The sequence below is a fragment of the Bacillus badius NBRC 15713 genome (assembly GCF_001591605.1).
Classification (GTDB): domain Bacteria; phylum Bacillota; class Bacilli; order Bacillales; family Domibacillaceae; genus Pseudobacillus; species Pseudobacillus badius.
Genome location: NZ_BCVF01000015.1, coordinates 66600 through 85938 on the forward strand (window position 1 = coordinate 66600; position 19339 = coordinate 85938).

18 protein-coding genes, 1 pseudogene and 1 riboswitch are annotated in these 19339 nt (G+C 43.8%); of the genes and pseudogenes, 15 read left to right on the forward strand and 4 right to left on the reverse strand.

All coding sequences use genetic code 11. The features are described 5' to 3' along the window. Window positions 1–134: 134 nt before the first annotated feature. Window positions 135–641: pseudogene (locus BBA02S_RS20980) on the forward strand (DUF5366 family protein); the annotation flags it as partial. A gap of 16 nt (window positions 642–657) precedes the next feature. Here the strand turns inward: BBA02S_RS20980 and BBA02S_RS09670 are convergent. Beyond that, window positions 658–2508: a transglycosylase domain-containing protein gene (locus BBA02S_RS09670; protein WP_041094403.1), complete on the reverse strand. Its 1851-nt coding sequence runs from the start codon at window positions 2506–2508 to the stop codon at window positions 658–660. 430 nt (window positions 2509–2938) lie between these two features. On the opposite strand from BBA02S_RS09670, the gene kapD reads away from it, so the two are divergent. Beyond that, a complete protein-coding gene (gene kapD / locus BBA02S_RS09675) occupies window positions 2939–3601 on the forward strand; it encodes a 3'-5' exonuclease KapD (RefSeq protein ID WP_052474950.1) in 663 nt (220 codons plus the stop codon). Here kapD and kapB read toward each other — a convergent pair. After that, entirely contained in the window at window positions 3598–3996 is a 399-nt protein-coding gene (gene kapB, locus BBA02S_RS09680; protein ID WP_041094400.1) for a kinase-associated lipoprotein KapB, read from the reverse strand. The two genes, kapD and kapB, sit on opposite strands and share 4 nt — an antisense overlap. Before the next feature lie 263 nt (window positions 3997–4259). On the opposite strand from kapB, the gene BBA02S_RS09685 reads away from it, so the two are divergent. From BBA02S_RS09685 to queE, 5 genes are all read left to right on the forward strand, one after another. Beyond that, the gene (locus BBA02S_RS09685; protein WP_041095699.1) at window positions 4260–4850 is read left to right on the forward strand and encodes a peptidylprolyl isomerase; all 591 of its coding nucleotides are present in this window, start codon (window positions 4260–4262) and stop codon (window positions 4848–4850) included. Window positions 4851–4959: 109 nt separating this feature from the next. Next, on the forward strand, window positions 4960–5193 hold the full coding sequence (locus tag BBA02S_RS09690; protein ID WP_041094399.1) for a hypothetical protein: 234 nt from the start codon (window positions 4960–4962) through the stop codon (window positions 5191–5193). A gap of 79 nt (window positions 5194–5272) precedes the next feature. Then, a riboswitch (PreQ1 riboswitch) is annotated at window positions 5273–5316 on the forward strand. 113 nt (window positions 5317–5429) lie between these two features. Continuing rightward, the gene (gene queC / locus BBA02S_RS09695; protein WP_041094398.1) at window positions 5430–6092 is read left to right on the forward strand and encodes a 7-cyano-7-deazaguanine synthase QueC; all 663 of its coding nucleotides are present in this window, start codon (window positions 5430–5432) and stop codon (window positions 6090–6092) included. After that, window positions 6089–6526 (forward strand): 6-carboxytetrahydropterin synthase QueD, encoded by a 438-nt coding sequence (queD, locus tag BBA02S_RS09700; RefSeq protein ID WP_041113522.1) that lies wholly within the window; start codon window positions 6089–6091, stop codon window positions 6524–6526. Before queC ends, queD begins: the two co-directional genes overlap by 4 nt. After that, window positions 6523–7245, forward strand: coding sequence for a 7-carboxy-7-deazaguanine synthase QueE (gene queE, locus BBA02S_RS09705; protein WP_041113523.1), 723 nt, complete (start codon window positions 6523–6525; stop codon window positions 7243–7245). The genes queD and queE overlap by 4 nt, the downstream gene beginning before the upstream one ends. A gap of 68 nt (window positions 7246–7313) precedes the next feature. Here queE and BBA02S_RS09710 read toward each other — a convergent pair whose 3' ends face one another. Then, window positions 7314–8492 (reverse strand): MalY/PatB family protein, encoded by a 1179-nt coding sequence (locus BBA02S_RS09710; protein WP_041094394.1) that lies wholly within the window; start codon window positions 8490–8492, stop codon window positions 7314–7316. Window positions 8493–8589: 97 nt separating this feature from the next. Between BBA02S_RS09710 and BBA02S_RS09715 the strand changes: the two genes are divergently transcribed. The 8 genes from BBA02S_RS09715 to nhaC all read left to right on the forward strand — a co-directional run bounded on the left by BBA02S_RS09715 (window position 8590) and on the right by nhaC (window position 17558). Further along, window positions 8590–8853 (forward strand): DUF1871 family protein, encoded by a 264-nt coding sequence (locus tag BBA02S_RS09715; RefSeq protein ID WP_041113524.1) that lies wholly within the window; start codon window positions 8590–8592, stop codon window positions 8851–8853. 262 nt (window positions 8854–9115) lie between these two features. After that, window positions 9116–10600, forward strand: coding sequence for an amino acid permease (locus tag BBA02S_RS09720; RefSeq protein ID WP_052477273.1), 1485 nt, complete (start codon window positions 9116–9118; stop codon window positions 10598–10600). A 145-nt stretch (window positions 10601–10745) separates the two neighbouring features. Then, window positions 10746–11246, forward strand: coding sequence for an Lrp/AsnC family transcriptional regulator (locus BBA02S_RS09725; RefSeq protein WP_041113525.1), 501 nt, complete (start codon window positions 10746–10748; stop codon window positions 11244–11246). After that, on the forward strand, window positions 11246–12409 hold the full coding sequence (locus tag BBA02S_RS09730; protein ID WP_041094390.1) for an aminotransferase: 1164 nt from the start codon (window positions 11246–11248) through the stop codon (window positions 12407–12409). The genes BBA02S_RS09725 and BBA02S_RS09730 overlap by 1 nt, the downstream gene beginning before the upstream one ends. A gap of 268 nt (window positions 12410–12677) precedes the next feature. Continuing rightward, complete coding sequence (locus tag BBA02S_RS09735) at window positions 12678–13310, forward strand: NAD(P)H-binding protein (RefSeq protein WP_041094388.1); 633 nt, start codon at window positions 12678–12680, stop codon at window positions 13308–13310. A 45-nt stretch (window positions 13311–13355) separates the two neighbouring features. Next, entirely contained in the window at window positions 13356–14963 is a 1608-nt protein-coding gene (locus BBA02S_RS09740) for an FMN-binding glutamate synthase family protein (protein ID WP_041094386.1), read from the forward strand. 581 nt (window positions 14964–15544) lie between these two features. After that, complete coding sequence (gene yugI, locus BBA02S_RS09745) at window positions 15545–15907, forward strand: S1 domain-containing post-transcriptional regulator GSP13 (RefSeq protein WP_041094384.1); 363 nt, start codon at window positions 15545–15547, stop codon at window positions 15905–15907. Between the two features lie 199 nt (window positions 15908–16106). Continuing rightward, on the forward strand, window positions 16107–17558 hold the full coding sequence (gene nhaC / locus BBA02S_RS09750) for a Na+/H+ antiporter NhaC (RefSeq protein WP_052477274.1): 1452 nt from the start codon (window positions 16107–16109) through the stop codon (window positions 17556–17558). A 204-nt stretch (window positions 17559–17762) separates the two neighbouring features. Here the strand turns inward: nhaC and BBA02S_RS09755 are convergent, their stop codons facing one another. After that, a complete protein-coding gene (locus BBA02S_RS09755; protein ID WP_041094382.1) occupies window positions 17763–19163 on the reverse strand; it encodes a sigma-54 interaction domain-containing protein in 1401 nt (466 codons plus the stop codon). Window positions 19164–19339: the final 176 nt, after the last annotated feature.

A 19339-nucleotide genomic window follows, 5' to 3' on the forward strand; every position in this document is an offset into this window, starting at 1 on the left:
CATCCTTCTTTCCCCCATCTTTTTTGCCAAAAAATGTTTGCGACTTCCAAAAATTATTAAAAAAGAACTTGTCTTTGTTTGCCAGCTCTTGCATAATAAAAATGGATTGAACGGAACAGGAGCGTATATTTTTTATGAAGAACACTTACTTAACTGGGTATTTGCCCCTCGTAGCTATTTTATTGTTTAGCTTGTCGTTTGCCTTATTTGTCCAAGGACTTATTATCTCTCTATTTAAGCAAGTAGGCCTGTATACTGAAATGCTGGAGCTTTTTACAGAGACAGAAGTGAATTTGGTCATTACGCTTTCTTTAATGGTCCTTTTTTTCTTTCTGATTTCCGGCTTAAAAGTGATTGCCGATACAGTCAATGAGTTGTCTCTGCTATTCTTTTCGAAGGATACAGAAGGAGAGCTGCTTAAAGTTGTGCGCAATGGCTCTATTATCTTTTTCGTTGGCGGCCTGCTTTCATTGATTAGCTTTTCCTCTATCGTAGGAATTATAGCTATCTTTTTTCTGACAGCGGTTGGCTATCTAGTCTTTTTCGTCTATAAAACTAGTGCATCTCTGTCTATTGCTAATTTGGTAGGAATTATTACTTTCCAGGTTGTTTCATGGTCTACCTTGGGCATCCTGCTCGCTTTATTTGTATTGAATTTTAACGCACAATCCTCCGCCAGATCAATTGGTTCGGCGCATATTTTTCTAGGTAGCGAATGCTGCCTTCTACGTCTTTTCCGACCCATACACTGGCCGTATATTGATCAGTCAAGCCAGCGAACCAAAGATCTCTTGTATTATTCGTTGTACCGGTTTTACCACCGGCGTAGGCGGTGCCAGGATTGGCTTTTTTACCTGTACCGTTTTGAATAACATCTGCTAATAGGTAGCGCATTTTATAAGTTGTCGCTTTTGACCAAATGGCTCTCGGCTCGTCTTTCCACTCATAGAGCAGGTTGCCTTGGCGGTCTGTTACTTTCTGAATGGCCCGCGGCTTTGTGAAGGTGCCATCAATAAAGGAGGTGTAGGCACCAGCTATTTCAAGGGTAGTCATCCCATGTCTAAAGCCGCCGAGTGCTTTACTATCTGAATAGCGGTCTTTTTCTGTCATCCGCTCAAATTCAAATTTTTCCAAGTAAGAATAAGCCCGTTCATTTCCTGTTTTTATAAACAACCGCAGTGCAGCTGTGTTGTAGGATTTAGACAAGGCAGTTTTTAACGTAACCATGCCGTATTCTTTGCCGCTGTAGTTTTTCGGGCACCAGCCGCGTACACAATATTTATCGGCACTTACCATGCTGTTTACGCCGGCTTGTGTCGTATCGATATACGGTCCAAAGTCGAGCAGCGGCTTAATCGTTGAGCCGGGCTGCCGGAATCCTTGGAAGCTTCGGTTGAATTGGGTACGGTCAAAGTCTTTTCCGCCGACAAGAGCGACGATATCACGCGTGTCGTTTTTAATCACAGAAGCTGATGCCTGAACGGATGAACCGGCCATTACAGAGTTAACGGCATTTTCCGCCTGCCGCTGTTTGGCAGGGTCGAGAGAGGTATGAACCACGATGCCGGAAGACATCACTTCTTGGACACGATCGTTCAGTTTGTGCTCAATTGTAGTCTTCTCTTCGCCTTTTGCATTTTGCAGCTGCTGATCGAAGCCCTCTGTTTTGGCTATTAGCCGTTTTAACTCATCTTCGACATAGGTCGAATAGCTGGCATATTTATCGATCCGGTCCCTTACTTGCAGCTTGATCGGTTCTTTTTTAATTTCTTCTGCTTCTGCAGCTGTAATAAATTTTTCGCGCTGCATCATGTCAATCAGCCGTTCCTGCCGTTTTTTCGTGTTATCAAAATGTCGCACAGGATCATATAGCGATGGGTTATTCGGGATGGCGGCAATAAAGGCCATTTGAGCTTTTGTTAATTCATTGACATGCTTTTGAAAATAAAATTGGGCGGCTGCCTCCACGCCGTATACTTGATGATTAAAATAAATGGCGTTTAAATAGAGGTTTAAAATCTCGTCTTTCGACAGCCTTTTCTCCAGTTCATAAGCATAAAGGACTTCCGACACTTTTCTGACTAACGTCCGGTCGTGGCTTAAATATACGTTCCGGGCCAGCTGCTGTGTGATCGTACTTGCCCCTTGCTCGATTCCATCGGCTTTGGCATTAACAAGCATAGCGCGCATGACGGCCGCTGCATTAATGCCTGAGTGATCGTAAAAATGTTTGTCTTCAGACTGCAAAAATAACTCTTTTAAAAAAGGAGGGATTGTTTTGCCGTCTGCAATAATTCGGTAAGGCTGATGAATTTCTAAATAAGGATTTCCATCTTTATCAACCATTTTGCTTGCTTGAGGAAGATGAACATCTTTAATGACGATTTTTTCATCAACCACTTCATCAAAGCTCCTGACTTTATGTGCTTCTGCGTTTGTGAAGTAAAATAAAAACACAGCTACAGGGAGGAGCAATGCTATTACCGTGTAACCAAAAACTGTCCTCATTCCGTAAACCGCCTTCTTCTTTCTAGTTTTTTATACCTGTGGAAAAACAAGTAAAATTAATCCTTTCATCATAATAATCGAAAGCCGGCAATTTAGAAAGGGGCTATTAAGAGAAAAATAGGAAAATATTGAGAAGCACTGAGGAATGAGAGCAACAGGAGGGAAGAGAAATGAAAGAGACAATAAGATATATTGTTGATTTTTTATTGATTTCAAGAAAGGAGATTTTCTTGAAAAAGCAGAAGATAAACAGAGAATCTTTTAGAAGTGCGGCTTCCTATTGATGATCCGCCTTCAATTTGAGGCAGCTGTCCGCTGGAACAGCCGAAAAGCAAGCACGGATCATTTGGCGGAATGGGCATCTAGCACTAGAGGAAAGCTGTCATATACATCATGATCGCCGAAAGATTATAATAGAATAAAATAAGGAATGGCCGGTAGGATAAACTGTTTATTAAGGTTAAAGGAGGAGCTCCCTGTGAATAAGAAGTTCTTTTTTATTGATTTTGAATTTTCGATGCCGGATGCTAGATTAACAGCCCAAGGGTTTTACCCGGAAATTATTGAGGCGGGTTTAGTTATTGCAGACAAAGATCAAATCGTCCGTACGTTTTCCTCTTATGTGAAACCCTCAGCCTTTCCTGTGTTGACGGAAAGGTGCAAGCGTTTTCTTAAAATTGAACAGCAGCAAGTAGAGGAGGGAATCTCTTTTGATGAGCTGACCAGGATACTTGCGGAATGGAATGAAGATGGAGAACAAAGCATTATCACTTGGGGAAATATGGATATGAAAGTGCTGAGAAAAAATTGCGAGGAAACAGGACTCCCTTTTCCGCTAAAGGGACAGTTTATCGATTTATCGATGGAATATAAGACATTTTTCGGTGATCGCAATCAGACAGGATTGTGGAAAGCGGTGCAGGAATATGGCAAAGAGGGCACAGGCAGGCACCACCGGGCTCTTGATGACGCTCTTACGACCTGCCATATTTACAATCTTGTTGAAAAGGATAAAGCGTATATGAAGAAGTCAAAGCCGCCGACGATCGGCGACCTGGTTGACTTCTCGCAATTGCTTAATCGCATGGCTTAAGCCCAAGTAAGGTTATACATTAGTTCATATTCTCTTTGAACGGCTTGTAATGCCTCCAAGCTTCTTGCAGAAAATTCGCTGTTATCTTGCTGCAGTCTGTTTTTTAATGCTAGGACCGCTTCTTTTAACGAGTCGTTGTACTCAGGAACAGGCCCCTTATAGGGTTTGACGGTTGCTGCTGGCATGTTGGCCCGTTCTGTGTAAGCAAGCGCCTTTCTCTCGTGGAAAAATGGCACATCGACTTGCTTGGGATGATGCAGGTCTCCCTGGGCCGGGTGGCGCAGTACGGCCAATATTTTTACAGTGCAGCTGTTTTCTTGAGCGCTGCTGACTTCCCCGATGTATTTTCCAGTTTTATAAAAAGCCGTCACAATTTCTCCGGTTTTAATCGTCATTCTCTAACCTCCTTTGTTCTTTTCACTCTACCAGAATCGCCAGTTGAAGGAAATACGAGGAGCCAAAAGATGCTTTTTTTGCGGGAATCAGTTAAAGTATAAAAGGCAGAGGTGAGACAATGTATCGTTTGTTATTCATCGTATTGACAGTGTTCCCCCTCCTGATTGCCGGCTGTAACAAAGAGAAGGAAACGGAAAAAGAATTGCCGGAGCTTTCAAAGCCGGCGGCAGAGAGTGGGAAAGAACAGAAGGGAGATCAAAAAATGAATTATCCGCAGTTAACAACTGAAGTGGCTGAAAATGAACAGCTTGTTGAAATGAAAACGAATAAAGGAACCATTAAAATCAAATTATTTCCTGAGCATGCACCGAAAACAGTAGAGAACTTTGTGACTCACAGCAAAAACGGCTACTACGACGGGCTGATCTTTCACCGTGTTATCCCTGATTTTATGATTCAGGGAGGAGACCCTCAAGGAACAGGAATGGGAGGAGAAAGCATTTACGGCCATGCATTTGAAGATGAATTCTCCCAGCAATTATTCAACTTCAAGGGAGCCCTCTCGATGGCGAATGCCGGTCCGAATACAAATGGAAGCCAATTTTTCATTGTTCAGAACAGCAAGATGGACCCTGGTTTCAAAGAACAGATGGAAAAAGCAGGATATCCTCAGCAGGTTACAGACTTCTACATGGAAAACGGCGGCACGCCATGGCTTGACTTCCGCCATACAGTGTTCGGACAAGTTGTAGAAGGCATGGATGTTGTGGATGCGATTGCTAATGTATCAACCGGCGCGCAAGATAAACCAAAAGAAGATGTCATTATTGAAAAGATTACAGTAGTGGAGTAATTCGAAGAGTCTATGAACAAACAAAGACGGACCGATGGCTGCCAGTCCGTTTTATTTGTGCCCGGCAGTTGGTTTGCCCGGCAGAACTTGATATAATGAAAGCGGGCACTTGATTGAAGAATTTGCTGTTTACACAGTGAAAGGAGAAGGAATCGTGCTGCAATCATTTATGTTAGGGATGTTCTTTTTATATTTCCCTGAGGATAAGACAGAATATATTCCGGCTGTGATTTCAATGGTTATTTTCACGGCAGCGGCTGTAGCTGTCTTTCTGTTTTTTCGGCGGATCTCCAAAAGGGAGGAAGAGAAGGTTAATCAGGAGTATAGAGAAGCAAAGAAATGACCAGCCGGCTGTTGCGGGTTTTTCATTTTAGGGGATCTATGCTATAGTGTACAAGAATAAAAGGAAGAATTCTGCTTTGGCAGGAGAGGTTCGCGAACTCCCTCTATAAAAAACTAAGGGAAAAGCCTGTCTGTGTTTAGACGGTTTTTTTCTATTGCCTCAAAAGGGGCCATTTAGAGTAATAGTTCTTGAATCTCTTTCTTCTTTCCAATGAAAAGAAGAAAGGAAGAGGAAAGATGAACAAGGAAAAAGCGGTCGTTGTATTTAGCGGCGGCCAGGACAGTACGACCTGTTTGTTTTGGGCGCAGCAGCGTTTTGATGAAGTGATTGCCGTTACGTTTGATTATGGACAGCGTCATCGTCTCGAATTGGAATGTGCAACTGAGATTGCCAATGAGTTAAATATTCCGCATCATACGTTAGATATGTCGTTATTGAATCAGCTCGCTCCAAACGCTTTAACGAGACAGGATATAGAAATTACAGAAAAGGATGGAGAACCGCCTTCCACATTCGTTGAAGGCCGCAATCTGCTGTTTTTATCCTTTGCTGCAGTACTTGCTAAACAATACAATGCCCGTCATCTGGTAACGGGTGTGTGCGAAACGGATTTCAGCGGTTATCCGGACTGCCGGGATGTATTCATTAAATCATTAAATGTGACATTAAATTTGTCTATGGACTATTCATTTGTTATCCATACACCGCTAATGTGGCTGGATAAAGCAGAAACATGGGAATTAGCGGATGACCTTGGCGCTTTTGATTACGTAAGGGAGCGTACGTTAACTTGCTACAATGGCATAAAAGGGAGCGGCTGCGGCGAATGTCCGGCATGTAAGCTGCGCCAAAATGGATTAAGCAAGTATTTAGCGAAAAAGGAGGCAGGATCTAAATGATGCAGCAAATCTATCCAGCCCCGGCACACTCTTATCGTTATGAATTAAATAAAGACTTTCAGTTTGCCGCTGCGCATTATGTTCCCCATGAAGAGGCGGGCGCATGCCGCCGCTTGCATGGCCACACATATTTTGCCAATATCACTGTGGTCGGCGATGAGTTAAACGAATCCGGCTTTTTAGTAAACTTTCAGGATATCAAAAACTTAATTCATAAACGTTTTGATCATACAGTTTTAAATGAAGACTCGTTGTTTGACGATATGGATCCTAATCATTTCCCAACAACAGAGGCAGTTGCCAGAAAGTTTTGGGAGGTCATTCAGGAATCATTGAATAAGCTGCCTAATCAGCCTAGGTGCCTTCAAGTATTCCTGCGGGAAACGCCGACCAGCTATGTTGTGTTCCGGCCGCGAAAAGAGGATTTTCAATGAGAAAAATCCCTGTATTAGAAATATTCGGGCCGACCGTGCAAGGAGAAGGAGCAGTCATTGGCCGCAAGACCATGTTTGTCCGGACAGCCGGCTGCGATTACCGCTGTTCGTGGTGTGATTCTGCTTTTACTTGGGACGGCTCCGCCAAAGAGCAAATCCGGCTGCTCACAGCCGAAGAGATTTGGGAGGAGCTTATACAAACAGGAGGTCAGACATTCGACCATGTAACCATTTCTGGCGGAAATCCAGCACTGCTGCCGCAAATAGCCGACTTGCTCGCCAAGCTTGCTGAAAAAGGCGTGAGCACAGCGCTCGAAACACAAGGAAGCCGCTGGCAGGAATGGTTTTATCAAATTGATGAGCTGACGATTTCACCAAAACCGCCGAGCTCGGGAATGGAAACGGATTTTGAGCAGCTGTCTCTCATTGTTGAGCGGCTGACAGCGAAGGGCAGAGCGGCCAGTTTGAAGGTCGTGGTCTTTGACGAAAACGATTTGGCCTTTGCCAAAAAGGTTCATCAGCTTTACCCGACGCTGCCATTTTTTCTGCAAGTTGGGAATGATCGTTTGCAAGAGCAGAAACAGGGGGACCTGCTGCCTTACCTGGTGAGCCGCTATGAGTGGCTAATCAACAAAGTGATGCCTGATAAGGAATGGAAAAGCGTCCGGGTCTTGCCCCAGCTTCATACATTTGTATGGGGAAACAAGCAAGGTGTGTAACCAAAAAAGAGATGCCAAAATTGGCATCTCTTTCTCCTTTTTGCTAACAGAGGATCAGTAGTAGGAACTTAGCGATCATTGGCTGCTAGAGCTGTTTTTAACCGCTGCAGGCCCTCTTCGACAATGGAGCGGGGACAGGCAACATTCATGCGCATAAAGCCTTCTCCGCCGCTGCGGTATTTAGAGCCCTGCCCCAGTGCAAGCTTTCCTTTTAACAGAAGCTTCTTCATTAACTCGTCATCGCTAAGGCCAAGCTTGCGGCAATCAATCCATACTAAATAGCTGCCTTCCGGTTCAATGACCGTTAAATCCGGCAATTCACGGCCGATAAATTCCTTTACGAGCTGAATATTGCCGCGGATATAGTCGATGGCTTCATCAAGCCAAGGACCGCCTTCGCGGTAGGCAGCTTCCGTAGCGGCAATCCCCATTATATTTAATGTGAAAAATCCCTGCTTAGCCAGCACTTTTTGCAGCTTGGCACGCAGTTCTTTGTCCGGCACGATCATGGCAGAAGTTTGCAGGCCGGCCAAATTGAATGTTTTGCTTGGGGCAATGCAGGTAACGATCGGCGATTGGCAGTTTTCGTGAATGGAAGCGATCGGTGTATGCTTATGCGGCTCAGCGGTTAAATCGCTATGTATTTCATCGGAAACGATCAGCACATTGTATTTTTGGCACAGGTCAGCGATCGCTGAAAGCTCTGTTTTTGTCCATACACGCCCTCCAGGATTATGAGGACTGCATAACAGAAATAGTTTGACTTCTTCATTGGATAACTTTTCTTCCAGATCTGCTAAGTCGATTTCATATCGGTCATCTTTCAACATAAGCTCGCTGTTGACGACAAGCCGGCCATTGCGCTCAATCATATCGAAAAATGGCGTATAGACAGGAGATTGCACCAGGACAGAATCCCCTAACTCAGTGAATGCTTCGATTGCTGCGCCCAGCGAAGGAACGACGCCTTGGTTGAACAAAAGCCACTCCGTTTCGATTTCCCATCCATGCCGCTTCAACATCCAGTGTTTAATTGCTTCTTTCATGGACTCCGGGATCGCTGTGTAACCATATATGCCGTGTTCAGCCTGCTTGACCACGGCTTCTTTAACAGCATCGGGTGCCTCGAAGTCCATATCGGCTACCCACATAGGAAGAGCGTCCTCTACACCGAAAACGGCTTTGAGGTTATCCCACTTCACCGCATTCGTACCTGTGCGGTTGATCACTCGATCAAATCTGCTCATAATCTTCACCATCCTGACAAGTAATATATAATCATGTTAAATTATTTTTAGAAAAAAGGGCAATAATTTGTCTTTTTATTTGAGGAGGAATAGAAAAATGAATAAAGATATTGAGACGAATAGAAGGTTTGACCGTGTTCTTCGGGAGTGGGACCCATTTAAAGAAGGCGGAGATTTTTATGATACAGAGGCAGCGGATGCTATTCAAGCGGTGCATCAGTTAGATGATCTGGAAGCGCTGGCGCGGAAAATACAAGAGATTTACGAATTTTCGTTTGAAAAGCCGCTTTCTTTGGCAAGCTGCCGCCATGTGGCAACAGAGTTATTGCGCATTAAAAATGAAGCGTCTTGTGAGCTCTAAGAGACAATAACTGCTTTCTCATTGCACGGATGGATAGAAGAACAACTGTTTCTTTATAGGGTCCATCCGCGTGGTAATACTTGGAAAAGAGAGAAGATTTTATATTTTGAAAAAGTAATTTAAAGAGTAGTTAAATTTTAAATCTACAGAAAATAATACTTTTCAGAAATGTAAAAGTTTATTAAAATAACAAATGAAAAGTTTGTGAAAAGAGTGAACCTCTTTTTTTGAGTCAGCCAACAATGAGAAAGGATTGGAACATATGGCTATACAACAGGATCACAGCACCTTGGAGCCTGGACAAGCAGGGCAACAATTAAAGAGAGGCTTGAAGTCCCGGCATTTAACGATGATTTCTATCGGCGGGGCAATTGGCACCGGGCTATTTCTTGGAAGCGGTGCCGCCATTCACACGGCAGGACCAGGAGGAGCATTGCTTGCTTATGCGCTAGTCGGTGCCATGGTATTCTTCGTGATGACTAGCTTAGGGGAAATGTCTGCGTTTATGCCAGTGAGCGGGGCATTCAGTACATATGGAACAAAATTTGTTGATCCGGCATTTGGTTTTGCTTTAGGCTGGACCTACTGGTTTAACTGGGCAATGACAATTGCCGCCGAGTTAACCGCTTCCACTATGATTATGAAATTTTGGTTTCCAGACAGCCCGTCGTTGTTATGGAGCATGTCGTTTTTAGCTTTAATCTTTTTCTTAAACTACTTATCTGTTAAAGGATACGGAGAAGGAGAATATTGGTTTTCCTTCATTAAAGTGTCAGCAGTTATCATTTTCATCATCGTCGGTGTACTGATGATCTTCGGTATTATGGGCGGAGAGGTTATTGGCTTTAAAAACTTTACTATAGATGATGCGCCATTTTCCGGCGGTTTTCTAGGTGTATTTATTGTATTCGTGGCTGCAGGCTTTTCCTTCCAAGGAACGGAAATTGTCGGCGTTGCTGCCGGAGAAAGTGAAGATCCTGCGAAAAATGTGCCAAAAGCGATTAAAAGTGTGTTTTGGAGAATTTTGCTTTTCTACGTATTGGCCATCTTTGTTATCGGGTTAATTATTCCGTATACAAATCCAGATTTGCAAAGTGAAAGTGTAATGGTCAGCCCATTTACGATAGTCTTTGAAAAAGCCGGTCTTGCTTTTGCTGCTTCACTGATGAATGCAGTTATTTTGACCGCTGTTTTATCTGCGGGAAACTCTAGTCTTTATGCGTCGACCCGTATGCTGTACTCCATGGCAAAAGAAGGGCAGGCACCGCGTATTTTTGCTAAGCTGAACCAACGCGGCGTTCCGATTGCGGCCATCATTTTAACGTGCGCGGTGGGAATGCTCGCCTTTTTCTCTTCAATTTTTGGTGATGGCATCGTTTATGTGTGGCTAATGAACTCAATCGGTATTACCGGTTTTATTTTCTGGCTTGGTATCTCTATCAGCCATTATCGTTTTCGTAAAGCTTTTCTGGCACAAGGCCATTCACTGGATGAACTGCCATACCATGCAAAATGGTACCCATTCGGACCGATTTTCGCTATTGTCATTGGTTTAATTGTTATTCTTGCGCAAAATTTCCAGGCGTTTCTTGCTGATAAAATCGATTGGGGAAGTGTAGTAGCTGCTTACATGGGCATCCCGCTTTTCCTTCTGCTATGGCTTGGATATAAATTGATCAAGAAAACAAAAGTGGTGCCGCTTCAGGAATGTGAGTTTGATTTTGCGGACCATGAAAAACACAACTAAACGGATTTGTTTGATTAAAGTGAACCGGACAGCGTTATTTTTACGCTGTCCGGTTTTTTTTGTAGAAAATGGACAAAAGCTATCTTTTTTTTACGAAAATGTTTGATATAATTGTGTTGATTTATGAAAATTTGGGGGAATAGTTGTGAAAATAAACAATAGAGAACGAGAAATACTAGAAATTCTTGAAAAGGATGCCCGCTTCACCGCAGCGGATATCAGCAAAATGACAGGCTTAAATGAAGAAAACGTGCAAGCTATGATTGATAAACTAGAAGAAGCGAGAGTGCTTGTTCATTACACGTCTCTTGTGGACTGGTCTAAAGTAGAAGACGATCAGCGGGTAACAGCGATGATTGATGTTAAAGTAACCCCGAAACGAGGCGTTGGTTTTCATGAAACAGCCGATAGAATTAGCCGGTTCAGCGAAGTCAGTTCTGTATATTTAATGTCCGGGGCATATGACTTATCCGTCACTGTGGAAGGCAAGTCCATGAACGAGGTGGCCCGATTTGTTTCTGAAAAGCTATCTGTGCTGGAAGAAGTCATTTCCACCACTACCCATTTTCAGCTGAAGAAATATAAACATGACGGCAGAATGTTTGAAGAAAAGCAAACAGACAGCAGAATCGTGGTGTCTCCGTAATGATAGAAACAAAAAGTTATATTGCTAAGTCGGTAGAATTAATGCGTCCTTCTGGCATCCGCAAATTTTTTGATCTGGCGGCCGGTATGGAGGGTGTGATTTCCCTTGGGGTGGGAGAGCCGGATTTTGTCACCTCGTGGTCTGCAAGAGAAGCGGCCATTTCATCGCTTGAGCGCGGATTAACTTCTTATACAGCAAATGCCGGGCTCCTGGAATTGCGGGAGGCAATAGCGGATTATACAAGCAGCCGTTTCAGTGTTTCTTATGATGCAAAAGAAGAAATTATTTTAACAGTCGGGGCCAGCCAGGCGCTGGACTTGGCGTTGCGGGCGATTATTGACCCGGGTGACGAAGTGGTAGTCGTGGAGCCTTGCTTTGTTTCTTACGCGCCCCTGGTTGAATTGGCTGGAGGAAAAACAGTGACAATAGAAGCGACAAGTGACCAGCAATTTAAGCTGCAGGCAGATGCTCTCAGAGAGGCCATTACTTCAAAAACAAAAGCGCTGCTGCTTTGTTCGCCCAACAACCCAACAGGAGCACAGCTTGATAAGGCGGATTTGGAGGCGATTGCGCAGATCGTCAAGCAACATGATTTGCTGGTGATTGCAGATGAAATTTATGCGGAGCTCGCTTACGATATCCCTCATACTTCAATTGCAAGCCTTGAAGGGATGAGAGAGCGGACCATTTTAATTAATGGCTTCTCTAAGGGGTTTGCTATGACCGGATGGAGGCTCGGATTCATTTGCGCTCCAGTTGAATTGGCGGCAGCAATGCTTAAAATTCATCAATACGCTATGATGTGCGCCTCCACTCCGGCCCAATATGCTGCGCTTGAAGCATTGAAAACGGGAATGAAAGACGTAGAAGACATGAAAAAGGATTACCGGCGCCGGCGGAACTATATCGTTCAGTCATTTAATGATATGGGGCTTGACTGCCATACACCGGGAGGAGCATTTTATGTGTTTCCGTCCATCCAGAGCACTGGCTTAACATCAGAGAAGTTTGCTGAAGAGCTGTTAAAGGCTGAAAGAGTCGCTGTTGTACCGGGTTCTGTCTTTGGAAGGAGCGGAGAAGGGTTTATTCGTTGTTCCTATGCTTCCTCGATGGAGCAATTGCAAGAAGCAGTTCGGCGGATTCAGCGCTTTATTAACCAATAGGAAAAGGCATACGAAAGTTTGTATTAGCTCCTCTTATGAAGAGAGCTGACAAAGCAGGAGCATGCGCATCGCAGGCAAGTTGTAAACCAAACGGGCCGACCCAAAAATAACTTTTTGGGTCGGCTTTTTTTCTCCAAAACAGGCTGATCAGAATGAAAGCCGCCTCTTTCAGCGGTCCGCCCTCTTTATTTTGCAAATAAATTAGGACGGGTTTTAAAGAAACAGGACGGTGGAAAAGAAAAGATAATGAAAAGAAGGAGGGGCCGGTATGAAGGTAATTGTGATCGGTGCAGGCAGCCAGGTTGGACAATTTGTGATCAAGTATTTGCAAGAGGCAGGACACGAATCAGTTGCCATAGTGAATGAGAAAAATAAAGCTCCCGACATGAAAAAGCTGGGCGCACAAAAAGCGGAGGCAAACGGCCGGCGCGATTTTACTTCTGCTTTCTCAGCGGGTGATGCGGTTATTTTTCTTTCCGATTCCAGTCCGAATGTCGGTGAAGGAAAAACCATTTTAGTCGATCACCGGGCAGTCATAGATGCTGTCCAAGCAGCAAAATCGAGAGGAATCCGTCGCTTCGTTATGATGAGTGCCGTGCGGGCGGGAGAGAGTTTAGAAGATAGGAGCGAAATGACTGGTGCTAAGGATATGCCCGACGAATTAATTCAAGAAGAAGCGATGAACTATACAGTTATTCGGCCAGCACGGATGACGGATAAGCCTGGAAAGGGAACGGTCACAATGAAAGACTCGCCCATGAATAATAATGACACGATCCCGCGTGAGGACGTAGCTGCTGTATTAGTAGCTATTCTTGAAAAGGAGGCTGTTTTTAATCGGATATTAGATGTAAGCAGCGGACCTATGCCTATTGATGATGCTATCCAAGCGCTTAACTAAAAAAACCGGCGCTTAGGGAGAAGAAAAATAAAGGAGGGTTTTCCCATGAGCTTAACATCCTGGCTGATTCTCGTTCTTATTGCTTTTATCGTATTAGCCATTATCGTGCCAGCTTGTTTCTTTCTCTATATTTATATGAAGGATGACCGGCAGAAGCAGCATGCTGTGCTGCGGAACTTTCCAGTTATCGGGAAAGTTCGCTACTTTACTGAACATCTTGGCCCGGAATTGCGGCAATATTTATTTGAGGGAGACAATGAAGCAAAGCCTTTTTCAAGGAAGGAATATCAAGATATTGTAAAAGCCGGAAAATATAAAGAACGGCTGATTGGATTCGGTTCAAAGCGCGACTTTAGTGAAGCTGGTTTTTATATACGCAATACGCTGTTTCCGAGGCAGCGAGAAGAAATGAGGGTGGACAATACTGAAAAGATAAAAACCCGTGTATACCGGATAGATTCAGATCATTTATTCACGAGGAAGGAGCATGGCGAGGAACAGCTCGTGGACCCTTATTATTTGAGGGAAGAAGATGCGGTCATCATTGGCAAGAGCAGCTGTCGGCATCCCTTTAAAGTGAGAGGGCTGGTTGGCCAGTCAGGCATGAGCTACGGGGCACTGGGCGAAAAGGCAATTGCTGCTTTATCAAAGGGCCTTGGTCTTGCCGGCGGAACTTGGATGAACACCGGAGAAGGCGGATTGTCTGAATACCACCTCGAAGGAAACCCGGATATTATCATGCAGATCGGTCCTGATTTATTTGGGGTCCGCCAGCCAAGCGGTGAATTTTCATGGGAAGAATTTAAAAAGAAAAGTGAAATAAAAAATGTGAAAGCGTTTGAATTAAAGCTGGCCCAAGGAGCAAAAACGCGCGGCGGACATGTAGAGGGGGAAAAGGTAACAGAGAAAATTGCTGCTATCCGCCTTGTAGAACCTGGAAAAACGATTAACAGCCCAAACCGCTTTTATGAATTTGATGATGTTCCAACCATGTTTGATTTTGTTGATCAACTCCGTTCTGTTGGAGGCAAACCAGTCGGAATCAAAATCGTTGTCGGCGACCTTGATGCGTTGGAAAGAATGATTTCCTATATGAAAGAAAGCGGAAAGGGTCCCGACTTTATCACGGTGGACGGCGGAGAAGGCGGTACAGGCGCTACTTTTCAGGAGCTCGCGGACACAGTTGGGTTGCCGATCATGTCTGCGCTTCCCGTTCTTGATGAGATGCTGCAAAAGTATGAGGTTCGCGATAAAGTGAAAATCATCGCATCCGGAAAATTGATTACTCCTGATAAAATAGCGATTGCGTTGGCAATGGGAGCTGACCTTGTGAACATCGCCCGGGGGTTTATGATCAATGTCGGCTGCATTATGGCGCAAGTATGCCACACAAATACATGTCCGGTCGGCGTAGCAACAACCGATGAAAAGCTTCAAGATGGCTTAGTGGTAGAGGAGAAGTGTTACCGGGTATGCAATTATGTCATATCGCTCCGCGAAGGGTTATATAATTTGGCCGCTGCTGCCGGTATTGAATCTCCAACGCAGTTTAAGCGGAAACACATTGTGTACAAAGACGAGCTTGGCCGGCTGGTGCCGCTTGAAGAAGTGATTATAGCCGCAGAACGGGCACAACGTGAAAAGCATGCATAAATAAAGGAGAGCACCTTTCTGGAGAGGGTGCTCTTTTGACTGCCGTTGGAGGGGGTGGTGTTCTGAAAGCCTCTTCTTCCCTTTAAGGATTCGATCGGTTGATTTCCAAACGGGCATCATTGTCCAGCTGTCTTAACTTTGTCCACTCTGCTGATTGGAATGGCAGGCGCGAAGACTCCTGCGGGATCAGCGGGACAGGAGAGACTCAACAAGTGCTTTAGCGCGGAGGATGCTCGCCGTCTGCTCCGCGAAAGCGAAGTGCCTGGAGTGAAAATCAACAGCCCCATCCACAAGCAAACTAAAAAAGACAGCCACATAGGCTGTCTTCTTCAATCAAGGGGAAAATAGGGAATGTTGCATAGTTTAATCGTTCCCTGTTTTCAAGAATTTATGCGTGTTTCATACAAATAGTTGGCGATCCTCTCGATAGCCGGGGCAGCTCAAACTTTGTCATTCGATAAACTAGATATCGTCTCTATGAGGATAAATGGTGAAAAGTGGCTATCTTTAGAAATTTATCAGCAAATATGATATAATTTCATGATGCGTAGATAATGAATTTAATATTTAGGAGTGTTTGGATGGGAAATCAGATCGAACAAGGACAGATTATTACAGGAAAAGTAACAGGCATTCAGCCTTATGGAGCGTTCATTGCATTGGACAACGGTACGCAGGGACTTGTCCATATTTCAGAAATTACTCATGGGTTTGTAAAAGACATTCATGACCACCTCCAAGTGGGCGAAGAAGTAACAGTAAAAGTAATGTCTGTTAATAAAGATGAGGGGAAAATCAGTTTATCTATCCGGGCGACTCAAGAAGCGAAGCCATCAGCTGTGCAGCCAGTCCGCCGTTTGAAAATTGATGAAAACAATGAGGGATTTAATACGTTAAAGGATAAGCTGCAAGAATGGATTGATCAGTCCGGGGTAGGCAAGTAAGGGGATGTGTGAAGATAGACAAAGTCTATCTTCTTTTTTTGTGCATTTATAAAAATAGAGGTGTTCAAATAAGATTATCCGTGTATAATAAATTTAAAATATTTAGAAAATTGAAAGAGGTGATAAACAGTTATGAATGAGGAAGTTTAGCTCTGCGCCGGCGTGTCAGAAAAAGAATGATCAAAAAGGAGAGGGAAGAATGAAGGAAAACCACCTGAAAAATCAAGAGGACATCGAAGTGCCATTTTATTTAGCTATTATTCCTATGATTATTATGGTTGGAGTGATGGCCGTCACCATCATTAAGTTTGAAGGAAGTCCTCATGTCCCGCTCTTTGTGGGAGCAGGCGTGGCCGCATTTATCGCCTGGAAGCTGGGGTACAGGTGGGATGTAATTGAAGAAGGAGCATATAATGGCATTCGTCTCGCGCTGCCGGCTATTCTGATTATTATTATGGTTGGCATGACGATCGGTTCCTGGATCGGCGGCGGGATTGTAGCTACTATGATTTATTATGGCTTGAAAATAATTACGCCTTCGCTATTCCTCGTTTCTATTTGTGTGATTTGCGCCATTGTCTCCTTAGCTATAGGCAGTTCATGGTCAACTATGGGAACGATCGGCGTTGCCGGCATGGGCATCGGCATCAGCATGGGAATCCCTGCTCCGATGGTGGCTGGGGCAATTATTTCGGGCTCATACTTTGGCGATAAAATGTCTCCGTTGTCAGATACAACCAATCTGGCTGCCGGGATTACAGGGACGGATCTCTTCGCCCATATTAGGCATATGTTTTACACGACCATTCCTGGAATTGTACTAGCCCTGGCCGTTTACTTTTTCTTGGGACGGAAGTTTGCGGGAGCTTCAATCAATGCGGAAGAAATCAATGGAGTTTTGAAAGCGCTTCAAGAGAATTTTGTGATTTCTCCTTGGCTGCTTCTTGTGCCGCTTGCTGTCATTTTATTAGTCGTGAAAAAGGTGCCGGCAGTCCCGGCGCTTGGAGCTGGAATCTTTCTCGGCTGGATGTGCCATGCTTTCGTACAAGGAAACCCTTTAGCAGAAGCGGTCAATACGCTTCACGATGGTTTTGCGATCGAAACAGGCAATAAACTCGTTGATGACTTGTTTAATCGCGGCGGAATTGGAGATATGATGTATACAGTGTCGCTGGCTATCATCGCAATGACGTTCGGCGGTATTATGGAACGGACAGGCATGCTGAAGGCGATCGTGGGACAAATCTTAAAATTTGCCCGTTCAGCAGGAAGCCTAATTGCCGCGACCATTGCATCTGCCTTTTTTACAAATGCAACCGCTTCCGAGCAATATGTGTCCATTCTTTTGCCGGGACGTATGTATGCAAATGCCTACCGCGAAAAGAAGCTGCATTCTAAAAATTTATCGAGAGCACTTGAAGATGGAGGGACCATCACGTCAGCACTCGTTCCTTGGAATACATGCGGAGTCTTTATACTGGCTACACTCTCGGTTCACCCGTTTGCTTACGCGCCATATGCCATTATGAATTATTCTGTGCCCATTATCGCTATGATTATGGCTTTTCTTGGATGGAAGGTAGAGTTCATGACAGAAGAGCAAGTCAAGGAGCTGGAAGAAAAAGAAGCGCGGCAAACAGGAACTGCTTAACACAAGATAGTATTTTATTATAGAAAAAATAGCTCGCAAAGAGAGGGAGGAATCCTCCGCTCATTGCGAGCTTTTTGCTTATTTAGTTCGTTTAGGCTGTTATGTCTGAACACTTAGAAGAAAGAATGCTGGATTTGCATTTTTTATTTACACAAAGCAATCAGCACGGCGTATGGATCATGTTTTTCAAAGAAATCGCTGGGATTATACTTTGCCGATGTTGTATTTTCGAATGCGATATTGCAGGTTTTGCCGGCTCATGCCCAGCGCCTTTGCTGTTTTGGTTATGTTGAAGTCATGATGTTGAAGCGCTTTCGTAATATAGTAGGTTTCTGCTTCTTGAATGTAGTCATCAAGGGGCAAAATCGCTTTATCCGATTGGTATAAAAATCCTTCTGCTTTTTCTAAATCGTTGGACAATCCGCAATTAACTGACTTGTTGCGAAATTGAATGGGGAGATGATCAAAAGAAATGGTTTCTTCATGATCCATTAAATTCATAGCTCCTTCAATGACATGTTCCAGTTCGCGAATGTTTCCCGGCCATTCATATTGTTGAAAATAGTTTTTTACTTCTTCATCAACAGAGAGTACATCCATGCCAAATAAATGATTGTATTTGTCAATGAAAGCGGACGTAAGCAACTCAATGTCATCTTTCCGTTCACGCAATGGAGGGACGAAGATGGAAACGGCGCTTAAACGATAATATAAATCTTTTCTTAAATTCCCCGCGGCAATGGCATCAATTGGATCTTCGCTAATCGTAGCGAGAATACGGACATCAACAAAGATATCTGTATTTCCGCCTTCCCGGCGCACCTTCTTTTCTTGAATGACCTTTAATAATTTTGTTTGCAGAGCCGGACTTAAAGAATCAATTTCATCGAACAGGATGGTTCCTCCGTCAGCTTGTTCAAATAAACCTGGCCGGCCTTCTGCGTCTGGCTGTTCTTCAATTCCAAAAAGCAAAGTTTCCATTAAGGTATCTGGAAGTGCCGCACAGTTTTGGGAAAAGAAAGCTTGCTCGGACCGCGGACTGTCATGATGGATGCTGCGGGCGAATAACTCTTTTCCAGTTCCAATTTCGCCAATAATGAGAACGGAGGAAGCTGTGCGGGCGGCCCGCTTGCCTGTTTCGATGGCTTCTTTCAACAGAGGGCTTTGTCCGAGGATTTGATCAAAGGTATAGCGGATCTCATCTTTTTTACTCATATTTTCGTGTATCATTTTTTCCAGTTTTGTGACATCTTTGGCGATTTCCATTGCACCTATAACTGTTCCGTTCTCTGTAATCGGGAAGGTGTGATTGATCGTTGTAATTTCTTGTCCCTTGTTGTTAAAGTACGTCTGTTTGACATTTTGGATGCTTTCTCTTGATTTCAGTACTTGAAGCAAGGTGCTTTCCTCAGCAGCGCCAAAATCGAAAACGTCCATTAAGTTTTTATCAAGCACATCTTCAATACCCATTCCCTCGATTTCCCGCATCTTTTTATTGTAAATAACTGTTCTTTCGTTAGAGTCAATAACGTGAATCCCAAGGTCGATCTTTTCTAGGATCTCTTCATACATTATTAACAGCGATTCTAAAGTTTTTGCATTCATAGAATCCCCCTCTTTAAAATATATTTCTATTTTAAGAAAAAACACTTGAAAAAAGCAATGATATTTTGCATTATAATAAGTGTAAGGGTTTTATTGGTGCAAATTTTTTTTGCGCATAAAACTTATTCAGTCACATAAAATTGATTTTTTTTGATCATCTTAAAGGAGGAAGGACA